The following is a 14708-nucleotide window of genomic DNA, read 5'->3' on the forward strand; positions in this document are numbered from 1 at the left end:
CAAACTGGATCACCATGCCAGTGGAAGTGCACCTCACCGTGCAGAGCAAGCAACACCCACTGTGCAGAGCAGGCACCACTCATCGTGCAGAACGAGCACCGCTCAACGTGCTACCTTTTATTGATAATGGTATTTATAGCAGCCTGAACTGCTTTATATCTATCTTTATTTGAGTGCGATGCTAAGCAAGTAATTAAATAGTTCTTGCCATTATCCTCGTACAACGCAATAAGATTATATGACGATCCCATAGTACCTGTTTTTACGCCTTTAATGTGTTCATTGTAAAAGAGCGATGTTGTGTCTAAAAATTCGTTTGTGTTTTTCCACGTAAAATTGCCCTGCTTTGTGTAAATGGTGAAGGAACTTTTCCCGATACACTCTTTGACAAAATCATGGTCAAGCAGCTTAAGCGTTACCTTGTTGATGTCGTCTAAATTGGTAGACGCTTGCATTGAAAAACCACTTGGGTCAAATAATTCTGTTTTCCGGTACCCCTCATGCACTAAATGCGAGCTCAGATTCTTCACAAAATGATTTACATAGTCTTTTGCACTATGACCTGCGCCTAAATACTTTTTTCCAATATTGTATGCTAATACATACGCTGCGTCATTACCAGATGGCACAAGCATCGCTTGCATAATCTGGCGAGCTGTATACGTTCCAGGTTTTAAATACGCAAGCGATGAGCCAGCAGGAACAAGCTTCAATGTTTCCTCATTAGCTTCAAAAACATCATCCAGCTTTACTACCGTAAGCGCATAATCGATAGCAAAAAGCTTCGCTAAACTTGCAATTGTTGGTAGTTGGCCGCCACCTTCATAGAATATATATTTCTTGTTATCCATATCGTATATTGAAAAAGAAAGAGCGTCTTCAGGGATTTTAAGCTTGTTGGCATTCACAACAAAATCAATTTTGTCGCTGAAAGTTCTAAAAATATTTGAATACGTAATTCTGTCTTTAAACAAGCCCACAAAAGCAAACACAATTATCAAACAAGCAATAGCGCCTATCAACATCACGGTTCGCTTACGAGGGTTGCGTTTCATTGCTCACTTCCAATCTCATGCGCAGAACTAATCCGATATGTTTAACTAATCTAATGTACATAACTGCATTACATGCGATCTATTTACTATGAGACACATAACTTACGGTACATTATATATGAGATAAAACATTTTACGCAACACATTATAACCAGAGACCGTTAAACGGTAAGGACGGTATGAGCACTGGTAGTGTACCGCTGGAACAGTCACAAGCACTAAGGGTGGACGCAGCGTTTCCAATGCAGAAACGAATGAGTGTACTCATACATCGGATGTTCAAAACTATGCGTTTATCAGGATTTTCCGATGATTGGCGGATGTTTAACCCGATGATTGGCGGAGTTTCAACCCGAAGGTTGGCGCGTAGCAAGCTGTATTGAAGAAAATTGACGCAAACGGAAAAATCTTCATTGACTTGTACGCAAGCCTCTACTTCGATTGTAGTGCGCAATCTCATGGAAGAAAATGCCGTATACGGAAGTTTTCTTCAACGCACACGTTCTTCACCACACGATGGAAGATGCAGCGCGTCCACGACGAAGGCGCAAAATTTCTTTGCGGGTTGTTTTCAATATATACTTTTTTATTTATAATGGTTTATCACGCTTTCATCAAAACTATAAATGATGAATAGAAAACACAATACTGTTGCAAAGCAAAGTTGTAACTGAACGATGCTGTTGTAACTGCACATTGCAACTGCACAAACAGAAACTGGACGCGATACCGTAAGACAGCGCGTCGGCGAGCAGCCAAGCGGCAATTGCAGGCGAACATGCGCGCTTACCGCACCGCGCTTTGAGATTATGTGGGAGGATTTCCCGTTTGATGAGCACACATACAAAGAAACTGCGTCGACGCCACCGCAAGCAAGCGCGTTGGATGTTTCCCATATTACTTAGCGTAGCTGGGCTTATATCGGCATCCCTCTTTAATCCATGGAATGTTGCAAGCGCTTTTGATTTTTTCTCAAACGCATCTCCAAGCCAGTCACCTGCAGCCACATCACCTGCAACCGCAGCTTCATCTGCGAGAACCTCGTCATCAATCGACCTGAGCGGTATACCTGGCCCTTTTTACGGCGGCCTTAATGTAAATAGCCCGCTTTTAGAAGTAGGAAAATATGCATCACTCCAGGTAAACGCTACAAACGCAGCAGGAGCTGAGGTAAGCGCTACAAGCGACGAAGCCCAACATTTTTCAGGCAAACTTACGCTTGATATTCCAGTCAGCGAAATGCTGAAAGCTACTAAAGAAGCAATGGAGCGTGATTATAAAGATGAAACAGCCAAGCTTGATTTCAGCTATTCGATCTCGTTGCCTGAGCCTCTTAGCTGGGAAAACACTGCCAGCGTTGACAAGCAATCGTCGCTGGTAACATCGGCACGTGCGAACATTTCTAAACGGCATACGAACACCATTACGCTGAACATGAAGTTCAAGGAAGCTGCCTGGAAAGAGCTCTACGGATCAACCGATACTAACACCGTAAAGCTTACTGCTCACGTTTCGTTCACAAAAAGCCAGCTTGAACAGGTTAAAAACAAAAAAATTACAGGAACTGGTATTTTAAACTTACAAAAAAATGATCATGGCTCCTGGGTGCCCGGTTTTGGTGGCGCGTATATTACACACGAACTTACTATGCCGCTTCTTGGTGGGAAATCGAGCATAAGCAATCCCCTTGATACCACTAAAAACGACTATCATCAGCTTATACACAGCAACACCCTAACGGCCGACAGCAAAAACACCAGTATTCCAGCCATCGGGAAATTTACCTTTTCCAGCACAGCACAAAAGGTTGTCTACGAAGATTACAGCGCACCGCTCCTTACGCGCGATGGCCTTGAAATAAACTCCAAAATTAGCACCGCACCGTTCAAATCGTCCCTTGTCAGTATTGAAAATTGGCTCAAAACTAACATCAATGACGTTTCGCGTGTGTATATTTCAGGCTTAAACCTTTCGATCAAACTTACCTTTACGCTTCCACAAGAAATATCCTTATCGCCTAGCAGAGAATTACCTGATGAACCGCACAAACACTACCCCATGAAAATTGGCGGTGTTCGCAACGATCCAACGTCACTTTTGGGAAGCTTTGACGGTTTTGAACTGAAAGATGTTCAAGAAAAAGGCAATGTGATAACTGCAACGGCTTCATTAAAAGATTGGTATCGCGGCAATGAGCTGATGAGGCCCTATGCCTATTCATATGACGAAATTAAGGAGCGCATAAACGCTTTGGCTGATGAACTTACTATTAAGTTTATTCCTGTGTGGTTTAACACCGATGCGCAAGCTGGTAAAACGTACCAAATTGAAGGCTCGGCGCAAGGCACGCTTTCGGGAAAGATGAATTACGTGTATCGACAGCTTGGAGGAAATGATACCGACAAGCTTATTCCTTTCAACATTTCCTTTGGCGAAGAAAAAATAGAGGTTCCCGCAGAAGTTCCTTACGACATAACGTTTAAGTTTATAAGCGGTACACCTGGTCAAACACTGCCCGATTACATAAGCAAACAATATGCGCTAAAACCGATTAACGTTTATAACGGCAAGAGTTTCACCATCGATACCGCCAGCCTGCGCACAACAGATGACGCACCGTTTGAGCCGTATCCAGAGGTAGTTGGTGATGGCACAAAACAAACAGGAACGTGGGTTTTTGATAGTGCCGCTGGTTGGAAAGTCGACGGAAAAGGCGAAGCTGTAACAACAATTGGGAATGTGAACAAGAATCTCACATTAGTTGGAACATGGAAGTTTATGCCTGTTGATACCTCGGGCAAGCTTCCACAGATAAGCCCGCTTATCCCAACGCCACCGAACATTAAGCCTCAACAGCCGGAAATGCCTTCTATCGAGCCAAATCCGCTGCCCCATACTTCGTTGCCCACGCAAACCCCTGCGCATACCGCAACACCTCAGACAGTCACGCCGCTAGCTCTAACGCTGGATAATCCAACGCTGCAATCTCCAACGGTGTCGGCGCTGGCGTTTAGTTACGATCGCGCGCGAACAGCGTTGCCCCATACAGGAGATACAAGCTCTTTTGGTGCGCTGACGAGCATAAGTGCGGTGGCGATTACCACATGCGCCGCATGTTCTGCATGTGCTATCTATGCTGCACGCAAGGCGCTTCGTTCGCGAAAAGAGGGTCTGCAAAAGACAAGCAAACAGCCAAAACGCTAGAAGTTGCTAGAGACTGCAAGAGGATTCTAGAAGTGGCTAAAAGTTTAGGGAACGAATAACCCAAACTTTCCAAAATCAGAAGTTTAGGGAGTAAACTACTTAAACTTTCCAAAATCACAAATTTAGAGTATAGTTTCATTAAAAGATACCGATACAACGTTGCGCGCTCCTATTCTGCTTCGTCACACTGCAAAACCCCATAGTACAGCACGTAAGCAGTGCGCCACCACAACAAGGATCAACCACAATACACGTCCAAAGGGGGTACCACTCCATGGTGCAGTCACACACTTTAAAAGCACGTTCGATATACTTAGAACGCTTAATTGCATTTCAAGACACTCCGCTTGTTAAAGTAATAACTGGCATTCGCAGATGTGGTAAATCAAGTCTTCTTGTGCTTATGCAAGAATATTTGTTGAAATCTGGCATCTGTAAAGAATGTATCATTGCAATGAATTTTGAGTCGCTGCAATTCCAACGCATGAGCTATAACGATCTATACGAATACGTAAGCAAGCAAATACACCCACATAAGCACTACTATTTATTTTTTGACGAACTGCAACGAATTGCTGGATGGGAAAACGCAATTAATTCGTTTCGAGTTGATTTTGATTGCGATATCTACATTACAGGTTCAAATTCATACCTTTTATCGTCTGAATACTCCACCTATTTATCGGGACGGTATGTAGAAATTAAAATGTATCCTTTGTCATTTGCTGAATTTATTGCCTTTTTAGGCTACCACCTTACGAACTACAAAACCCCTTTAGGGGAAATAAAAAAAAGAGTAATCAATACACACGGCGATATCGTTGAACTTCGTGAGTTATTTGATGCGTATATGCGCTACGGAGGAATGCCAGGAATTGCAGATATAGCACTTGAACAGGATAAAGTAATGACACTACTCGATGGAATTTATTCAACAGTTGTCGTACGTGACATTCTTGAACGCGAAAAACGACGAGGACAAGCGCGCATAAACAATGCGGAATTGCTACGAAAAATCATCTCGTTTCTTGCAGATAATATTGGCAACACGACATCACTTAATTCTGTCAGTAATACACTTGTAGCCGAAAACATGCTCAAAAATCAGCACAAACGGTGCACGCCAGCAACGCAGACAATAGCGTCCTATGTAAGAGCACTGCAAGAGTCATATCTGTTTTACGAAGCAAAGCGCTTTGATATTAAAGGTAAAGAGCACTTAAAAACACTGGGTAAATACTACATCGTTGATATTGGACTGAGAAATTATGTACTGGGATTTAGAGACAGAGATCGAGGCCACGCCCTAGAAAATGTGATGTATTTTGAACTGCTTCGTCGTGGCTACGATGTGTCGGTTGGCAAATTTGATAGCTTCGAAGTAGACTTTGTTGCCACGAACGCCACAGAAACGCTCTATGTGCAAGTGACGGAAAGCATGCGTGAAGAAAGCGTTAGAAAGCGCGAGCTGCGGCCACTTCAAAAAATTCCCGATAATTATAAAAAAATAGTCGTTACCTTAGATACTGCGCTGAATGACGATTATGATGGTATTTTGGTAAAAGATATAATGCAGTGGTTGCTGCATTAACGCGCCCGCCCACACGACGCGCCACACCAAAGGAGATTGTAATAGAGTTCATTCTCACACAACACAGCTTTCAGTATTTTGGCACCGCAGAAGAATTACAGCCTTGGGAACAGAACAAATACCAAGCATGGTATGCTATGCCATGGCGCGAGCGCAAAGCTGTCAACTCAAAAAGCAGTTCAGAGCGCCTATTTGCAACGCTCAGCCTATTCTTCCACAAACGTATCAGTGCAACGCGCGACATCAACTTTCTGCGCGAGAACGTAGTGTTTACGTACAAGCGCAAACATGTGAATCAAGAACTGGAACGTGCTTCCCTTGCCTCTTACTTAGACGAGCTATCAAGCAATTGGCTGGACGAGCAATTCGCGCAACTAACGCGGCTATTCAAGAAGGAAATTGCGCACTACCCGCACACGATTGCCGACTACTACCAGGAAAAAGGCCTGTCGTTTGCAGTATCGGGGCAGATATTTTTTCACCTTGCAGAAAGTAAGCGCGCGCAGTATCCGTTTGCGTTTATGGCAAGCTACACCGAGCTTGAAAACGGGTACGTTCAACATTACGCGCTTGCTCATGCGCTGGAAAAATACAAGGATGATCAGTCATATATCTTGCAGCTGATAAGCTCGCTTTCAACGCTTGAGAAAGAATCGAGCCTTATTCGCAAGCTGATGAGCACAGGCGAGCTTTTCCAGCCCATTTACTTTACCGACGAGGAAGCAAACCAATTTTTACACGAGCTTGACCTGTATGAACGTGTGGGCATTCGCGCAAAGGTGCCGCGATGGTGGACGCGTGTGCATCAACCGGCAAAAGTGCAGTTAAAAGTTGAAACAGGAGCCGCATTTAGCAAAGACAAGTTGCTGTCGTTTCGCCCTGAAATCGAGTACAATGGAATTACTGTTTCTCCTGATGAACTGGAAGAATTCTTGCGCATGAGTGAAGGCTTGCATGCGTTTAGGGGCACATGGATTGACGTTGACCACAAGCGCATCACCGAGCTACTAACAAAAGCGAACGACCTGCGCAAGCAAACACGTGAGGGCTTAAGCCTGCTTGACTCGTTGCAGCTGGCAACTAAAAACCAAGACTTCCTGGACATCAGTTGCGTTTTAAACTATTTCAAAGAGGCCTTGCACAAGCTTACGAAGTGCGAAAACTACACGCTTCCGGCAAGCGTGCACGCGAACTTGCGCACCTATCAGCTGCAAGGCTACCTGTGGTTGCGCGCGATGGACGAGCTGAATTTAGGCGTCATTTTAGCTGATGACATGGGGCTTGGCAAAACGCTGCAAATTATTGCATACCTTGATGCGCTGCGAACACAGAAACAATGTGGCGTACCTGCGCAAACGGCCACGGTGCGTTCTCAACGAACCGTGCTCATCGTAATGCCTAGTTCACTGCTTGCAAATTGGGAAGAAGAGCTTAAGAAATTTGCGCCATACACTCCTTTTGTTACGTATCATGGCAAAACGAGAACCATCGGACCATTCATAACACTTACCAGTTATGGCATGCTCAAACGTGAAGCAGCATTACTGCAACAACAATGGGATGTTGTTATTCTTGACGAAGCGCAAGCAATAAAAAATACCAGCTCACAACAAGCAAAAGCCGTAAAAGTGCTGCACAGTCGCATGAAAATTGCACTCACGGGTACGCCTATCGAAAACGATCTGATGGATTTGTTCTCGATTTTTGACTTCATATTGCCTGGTTATCTTGGCACCGCGCACAGCTTTCAAAAATATGCGCGCACACTTGAAAGCAAAACCCATGGCTATCAACAGCTGCAACAAGCAACATCACCCTTTATCATGCGCCGTGTAAAAACCGATAAGGCGATTATTCACGACCTGCCAAAAAAATTGGAGCACAAGGAGTACATCGATCTAACACCCAAACAAGCTGCGCTTTATCGAAAAACGCTGGCGGCATTTAAAAAAGCTATTGAAGATACCACGAGCCAAACCGATAGACGCGGCATGATTTTTGCAACACTTACGCACCTGAAGCAAATTACCAATCATCCCAGCCAGTACAGCGGAAACGACATTTACAAACCAAGTGAAAGCGGCAAATTTATACGTCTGGCGCAGCTGGTTGAAGAAATTTATAACGCACGTGAACGGGTGCTTATTTTCACACAATACAAAGAAATTATTCCACATCTGTCGGCGTTTTTGTGCGATACGCTAGGAAATTCCGTTCAACCGCTGGTGCTGCACGGCGGTATAAACCCCAAAGAGCGCCAAAAGGTAGTGGACGCGTTCAACGGAGATAGCTACCATCCTTTCATGATATTAAGCCTGCGAGCTGGGGGTGTTGGTCTTAACTTAACGGGCGCGAACCACGTTATTCACTTCGATAGATGGTGGAATCCGCAAATTGAGAAGCAGGCCAGCGACCGCGCGTATCGCATTGGACAAACAAAAGATGTAATGGTGCATTATTTCATTTGCCGCCAGACACTGGATATGAGTATCGATGAACTTCTTGAAAAGAAAAAGTACCTTTCTGCCAGCGCAATTGCAGAAAATAAAGCACCAAGCCTGACCACATTAAGCAATAAAGAGCTGTTTGAGTTTTTTGCTCTACGTAAAGGATAGCTATAATGGTACATAGGAACACCCATACTACGAACACCCATAATGAATTCGGTAAAATACCTGATAAAACACCTACTAACAAGCAATCTGAAGTTTACACCATTGCTATAACGGGAAACAAAATTACGCGAAACTGGTGGGGTATGGCGTGGCAAAATAAAATCTTAAGCTACTCTGATTATGCAAATAGGTTGCCACGTGCTCGTTCCTATGTGAGAACAGGCAAAGTACAAGAGCTTACTGTTATGCCAAATTGCGTAACTGCAAAAGTAAAAGGATCGCACGAGCATAGTTACAACGTTACTATCACAATCGATCCGCTCAGCAAAGAGGCTAAATCGCAGCTTATTTCTTTATTTACAGAACATATAAGCTCAATGCACGAATTATTAACAGGTGCGTTTCCGAAAAGCTTTGCCGATGAACTCCTAGGTGGAGCGCATCCGCTGTTCCCTACCGATACAGAACTGCACTTACAATGTACCTGCCCCGATTGGGCATGTTTGTGCAAACACGTTGGGGCAGTATTGTATGGTATAGGAGTCGTGTTTGACAGTAATCCCAGTATGTTTTTTACCTTGCGCGACTTAAAGCTTTCAAACCTTATGCAATCAACCATTGACGAACATCTTGATTTCTATCTGGAAAAAGCAGCACTCAAAAGCACGCGGCATATTGACGAAAACGCCATCACCAGCATATTTGGCGAACTGTAAGGGCGAACGGTACCGGCGGGCTGTAAGGGCGAAGCGTGCGGACGTGTGATGGCGCAAAAGGCGCACGATAAGGGCGAACGGTACCAGCGAACGGTACCGGCGGGCTGTAAGGGCGAAGCGTGCGGACGCACGGCTTCGACCAACCGCACGAGCGAGGCGCACGGGCAAGCCTAAGCAAGCACGCACTTGGCGCTCAGTTGTCGCACAGGCTCGCGTATCGCTTGGCACTTAGTGCTCCGCACCCGTTTCCGCGTTCGTTGCAGCGTTCGTCCCCGCACCCGTTCCAACGCCCGTTCCTGCGTGCGTTCCCGCGTTCGTTGCCGCACCCGTTCCCACACAAAAAAGTTCTTGAAAGTAAGTATAAGCTAATTTATACTGCTTATATCGACGCAACCGTCGATATAAGCATCCACGCACAACGCACCACACGTTCCAACAGCAAGGGAGCAGCCTATGGTTCGCAATAAGCGCCTCAGCTTCGACGAGCGCAAACAGCAAATCAAGCGTGTAGCAGCACGTATTTTTGTGGAAAAGGGCTTCGACAACACGACGATGGAAGATCTGGTTAAAGAAACCGGCCTTTCAAAAGGTGGTTTGTATCACTATTACAAAAATACAACCAGCGTGCTGTACGACATCATGCTGGACGGCATCATCTATCGCAATACCATTATTGCTCAATCGCTTGCAAGCGGTAAAACATGGACTGTGGAATTTTTTGCTGATGAAATGGCAAAAAAGGCTGTTGATACAAATGAGCTTATGCCCGTTTACGTTGAATTGCTGCTAGCTAAAAAAAGAAACTCCCAGCTTGACGAAGTATATAAGCAACTTGAGCGCACAACATTGGAAATGTTTAAGACCCAAAACATCGAAACAGAAACGCTCAATATCGCCCCAAATCGAGTTGCGTTTATGGCATTTTTTTTAAATGCAATTATTCTTTCTGCAAACGTATTGAAAGCACACGAGCTTGTACAAGACAATCAAGACCTTATAAAAGACATCATTTTACGTATTCTGGAGCAAAGTGATTCTGAAAACATCACGTCACAAGCAGAACGTGCGCACGCACAGGAACCGTGCGAGCCGCGCGCGGACGAAAGCAAGCCGCTTGATCCACACCCGCAGCAACCGCACCAACATGCAAGCAAGCCCCAACCGCACCCGCCGCAACCGCACCAGCGCAAGCAGCACCACGCAACACCTTCCCCATCAACAAAGGAACGCTTATGAACACCTACCGAAAACTGTTCGCCTACATTCCCCAGCTTAAAGGCTTAGCCATACTGGCAGTTATTATATCGTGCGTATCGTGCATCCTTATTACGGGCGGATACTATACCATCTATCGTTTTTTGGACGCGCTTATCGTTGACAGCAACCTGCAGCGCGCGCAAAGTTTTGCGTTCGTGATTGTGCTGTTATTGCTGGCAGGAAGCATATTTCTAGGAATTTCGGCGCTCATAGCGCATCACGTGGGCTTCAGCTTAGAAACCGCGCTGCGCAAACGCGGCGTTGAAGGGCTGAACACAGCAAGCTTCAGGTTTTTTGATACCCATTCATCAGGCACAATTCGTAAAACCATCGACGACAACGCAGCGCTGACACACACGATTGTAGCGCACATCATCCCCGATGCCACCAGGGCATTCCTTATGCCCATTTTTATCATTGTTGTAAGTTTCTTGGTAAGCATACGTGTTGGATTATGCGTTACCATCCTTACGCTTGTTACGGGAGGCATCCTGGCAAGCATGATGGGCGGCAACCAATTTATGAAAGTATATCAGGACGCCCTTGACAAGCTATCAGCGGAAACGGTTGAATACATTCGCGGAATTGCCGTCATTAAAATTTTCGGCGTGTCAATTAGTTCGATGAAAAAGCTGTTTACGCTTATTCACACCTACTCCGACTACGCGTACCAGTACTCGAGGCATTGTAAAAAAAGTTATGTTTTATATCAGTGGCTGTTCTTTGGCGTGGCGGCAATTCTTGTTCTCCCGATTGTATTTTTCCTACCTGAACTGGGAAGTCCTTCCATCCTTGCGCTCGATTTAATAATGGTGCTGTTCTTGTCGGGCGTGATGTTTGCTGCATTCATGGGCGTTATGTACATTGGCATGTTTGCGTTCCAAGGCAACTACGCGGTTGATTCGCTTGAAGCGCTGTACAAACAAATGGCTGATGAATCTATGCATTTTGGAAACGAAACGCATTTTGAGCACCACTCCATCGAGTTTAAGGACGTGTCATTTTCCTACGGCGACAAACACGTTCTTCAAAATTTGTCGTTCACGCTTAAAGAAAACAAGATATATGCGCTGGTAGGTGAGTCGGGCTCGGGCAAATCGACCATTGCGAAGCTTATTTGCGCGTACTACCCGCTTGATTCGGGCGCGGTGCTGATTGGCGGAAAACCACTTTCCTCCTACACGCAAGAGGCACTCATTCGTGAAATCGCCTTCGTGTTTCAGGACGCCAAACTGTTCAATGACACGCTGTTCAACAACGTTCACTGCGCTAAGCCCGATGCATCGCATGAAGAAGTGATGGCGGCGCTGTCGGCAGCAGGGCTTGATAGCGTCATCAACAAGCAGGAGAAACGCGAAAATACGCTTATTGGAACGAAAGGCGTGTACCTGTCGGGTGGCGAAACGCAGCGCGTTGCTATTGCGCGCGCCATCTTGAAAAACGCGCCCATCGTCATTATGGATGAAGCATCGGCTTCTGTTGACGCCGATAACGAATACGAACTGCAAAAAGCGTTCAAGCAGCTGATGCGCGACAAAACGGTAATCATGATTGCGCATCGCTTGTCGTCCATCACGGGCGTTGACGAAATTTTGCTTGCTGAAAAGGGAAAAATCGTCGAACGCGGCTCGCACGCGCAGCTTATCGCGCAAAACGGAAAGTATAAACGGCTTTACGCGCTCTATACTCAGGCGAACGAATGGAGAGTAAGCAATGAATAAGTTTCTGAAACGCAGCTTCGCCCTAACTGACCAGGGAGTTCACGGCGCTCTGAAGGCAGGCATGTTCAGCTTCTTGGTATTTGTTATAACGATGTGCCCGGCAATGTTACTGTTGCTGTTGGTTGATCAACTGCTGCTGCAACACATGCACGACACGCTTACCTACGTGCTATTTTCGCTGGTCACGCTTATCGTAATGGCAGTGTTGCTAAGCTTTGAATATGAATCGCAATACAACGAAACCTACAAGGAAGCGGCGAACTTGCGCATCGAAATTGCGCAGAAGCTCTCGCAGCTTGAGATGTCGTATTTCTCGAAGCACGACCTTGCCGATCTTGCGCAAAGCATTATGGCCGACGTAGCGGCAATCGAGCACGCAGGCAGTCACGCCATCCCCAAAGCGCTTGGGTTTTGCCTGTTCTTACCCGTAATTACGATACTGATGCTTATCGGCAACTGGAAAATGGCGCTGCTTGCTATTGTGCCAACCTTGGTGTCGTTTGGTCTGATTGTGCTGGGAAAAAACTACGCACGCGCGCAGTTCAACAAACATTACGTGCGCCTGCGCGAAAATTCGCAAGCGTTTCAAGAGCGCATCGAGATGTCGAAAGAAATTACCGCGTTCAACTTAACAGAGCACGTCAAAAGCAGTTTATACGCACGACTTGAAGATACGCAGCGCGTACATTGGAAAACCGAACGCAATGCGGCGTTCCTGATAATGGGCTCGGGAATTTTTGACCACTTCTCGCTTGCATTTACGATTGTGGGCGGCATTTTCCTTATGCAAACGGGAGAAATTTCGATATTGCACCTGATAGGCTACGTGCTTGCTGCCATGAAAATCAAAGAAGCAGTCGATGCGAACATAGAGTTTTTCATGGAAATTTTCTACATCAATTCGGCAGTGGAACGTATCAACGAAATCCGCAACGCAAAGGCGCTCAGTGGGCGCGATGTAAGCTTTTCGTCCTTCGACATGAGCATCGAGCACCTGAATTTTTCCTACGATTCAGACAAACCGGTGCTCAAAGACGTTAGCTTTACGGTGCCGCAAGGCAGCGTATGCGCGTTGGTGGGTGAGTCGGGCTGCGGCAAAACGACGCTGTTGCACCTGATAGCGCGCCTGTACGACTTCGATTCGGGCAGCATTTCCATTGGCGGTGTGAACATTAAAGACGCGTCGGCTGAAAGTTTGTATCGCAACGTATCAATTGTGTTTCAAGATGTTGTGCTGTTCAACACAAGCGTTCTTGAAAATATTCGCATTGGGCGCGAAGGTGCAAGCGATGATGAAGTGAAGCGCGCCGCGCAGCTTGCGCAGTGCGACTTTATTGACAAGTTGCCCGAGGGTTTTGATACGCTCATCGGGGAAAATGGCCAGCAGCTTTCGGGCGGTGAACGCCAGCGTATCTCCATTGCACGCGCGTTTTTGAAAAATGCACCAATTCTGATTTTGGACGAAATTGCATCAAGCTTAGATGTTGACAACGAGCGAAAAATTCAAGAATCCCTGAATGAACTAATGAAAAACAAGACCGTCATCATCATTTCGCACCGCATGAAGTCGATTCAGAACGCAGCGCGCATTGTGGTGCTGAAAGAGGGTCACGTTGAAGCGTGCGGCACGCATAGCGAGCTGCTCCGTTCCAGTTCAAGCTACCAAAAGCTGATCGAGAAAACACAGGCAGCAGATGAGTTTGTGTACTGAGGCAGCGCGAAGCCTGGGCGAAAACGGCGTCACGGCACCACCACACGCGGCACCACGCGAGCTGCACGCATCACCGCACCATGCATCGCGGCACAACGGCACCACGGTTTCACAGCGGCGCGCACCACGCACGGCTGCACAGCGACACAAAGCACCATGCATCGCGGCACCACACGCGACAGATAAGTTCGCGTTATCCATAAAGTAAGGAGATTAGTATGAAACAACAAAACGCCACGTCAAATCAGCGTTCCTCACTTATGTTGAAAGATTTAGTTCTTATCGGCATTTTCGATGTGCTTTACCTTGTCATTACCATGGCATGCGGCTGTATGGGGATTGTGCCGATTATGTATTTGATCTACCCCACCATTGCCGCCATTATTGCTGGGCCATTGGTGCTGCTATTTATGGCGAAAGAACAAAAGGCATTTGCGTTTGCAATTTTTGGCATCATACCGCCCGCTCTCATGTTCTTGCTGGGTTGCACGTACGTTGTTTTGGTGATTGGCATTATCACGACCCTGCTTGCCGAAGTGCTGCGCAAAATTGGCAACTACTCAAGCTTCACCTGGAATACGCTGGCATATGCAGTGCATTCGCTATGGATGCCTGGCGTATTAAGCCAGATGATTTTCATGCGCGAGCGTTTTCTTGAACTGTGTCAGCCGATGGGAGACGCTTATATAGCGCAGCTTGTTCAAATTCTTACATGGCAAAGCATGATTTTAGTAGCTATCGGGGCAATGGTGGGTGCGATTATCGGGGCGCTTATCGGTAAAAAGCTCTTAAAGAAGCACTTTGTAAAAGCCGGAATTGTTGCGTAAAAATGCCTGCT

General features: G+C 46.1%; 9 protein-coding genes. 8 read left to right on the forward strand and 1 reads right to left on the reverse strand.

All coding sequences use genetic code 11. From position 1 onward, the window contains the following. Positions 1-110: 110 nt before the first annotated feature. Positions 111-1055, reverse strand: a complete 945-nt coding sequence (locus HMPREF3190_RS03290) for a D-alanyl-D-alanine carboxypeptidase family protein (protein ID WP_066780365.1) — start codon at positions 1053-1055, stop codon at positions 111-113. 885 nt (positions 1056-1940) lie between these two features. On the opposite strand from HMPREF3190_RS03290, the gene HMPREF3190_RS03295 reads away from it, so the two are divergent. The 8 genes from HMPREF3190_RS03295 (at position 1941) to HMPREF3190_RS03340 (ending at position 14697) form a co-directional block, all read left to right on the forward strand. Further along, positions 1941-4259 (forward strand): SHIRT domain-containing protein, encoded by a 2319-nt coding sequence (locus HMPREF3190_RS03295; protein WP_156425702.1) that lies wholly within the window; start codon positions 1941-1943, stop codon positions 4257-4259. Between the two features lie 274 nt (positions 4260-4533). Further along, on the forward strand, positions 4534-5850 hold the full coding sequence (locus HMPREF3190_RS03300; RefSeq protein WP_066780369.1) for an ATP-binding protein: 1317 nt from the start codon (positions 4534-4536) through the stop codon (positions 5848-5850). 290 nt (positions 5851-6140) lie between these two features. Beyond that, the gene (locus HMPREF3190_RS03305; RefSeq protein ID WP_449676114.1) at positions 6141-8465 is read left to right on the forward strand and encodes a DEAD/DEAH box helicase; all 2325 of its coding nucleotides are present in this window, start codon (positions 6141-6143) and stop codon (positions 8463-8465) included. Positions 8466-8470: 5 nt separating this feature from the next. Then, the gene (locus tag HMPREF3190_RS03310) at positions 8471-9181 is read left to right on the forward strand and encodes an SWIM zinc finger family protein (protein ID WP_055348290.1); all 711 of its coding nucleotides are present in this window, start codon (positions 8471-8473) and stop codon (positions 9179-9181) included. 453 nt (positions 9182-9634) lie between these two features. Continuing rightward, on the forward strand, positions 9635-10417 hold the full coding sequence (locus HMPREF3190_RS03320; RefSeq protein WP_082715124.1) for a TetR/AcrR family transcriptional regulator: 783 nt from the start codon (positions 9635-9637) through the stop codon (positions 10415-10417). After that, on the forward strand, positions 10414-12159 hold the full coding sequence (locus tag HMPREF3190_RS03325; protein ID WP_066780375.1) for an ABC transporter ATP-binding protein: 1746 nt from the start codon (positions 10414-10416) through the stop codon (positions 12157-12159). The genes HMPREF3190_RS03320 and HMPREF3190_RS03325 overlap by 4 nt, the downstream gene beginning before the upstream one ends. Then, the gene (locus HMPREF3190_RS03330; protein ID WP_066780377.1) at positions 12152-13870 is read left to right on the forward strand and encodes an ABC transporter ATP-binding protein; all 1719 of its coding nucleotides are present in this window, start codon (positions 12152-12154) and stop codon (positions 13868-13870) included. The genes HMPREF3190_RS03325 and HMPREF3190_RS03330 overlap by 8 nt, the downstream gene beginning before the upstream one ends. A gap of 218 nt (positions 13871-14088) precedes the next feature. Next, complete coding sequence (locus HMPREF3190_RS03340) at positions 14089-14697, forward strand: MptD family putative ECF transporter S component (RefSeq protein ID WP_066780381.1); 609 nt, start codon at positions 14089-14091, stop codon at positions 14695-14697. Positions 14698-14708: the final 11 nt, after the last annotated feature.

It is taken from the genome of Umbribacter vaginalis (genome assembly GCA_001552935.1).
Lineage (GTDB): Bacteria > Actinomycetota > Coriobacteriia > Coriobacteriales > Eggerthellaceae > Berryella > Berryella vaginalis.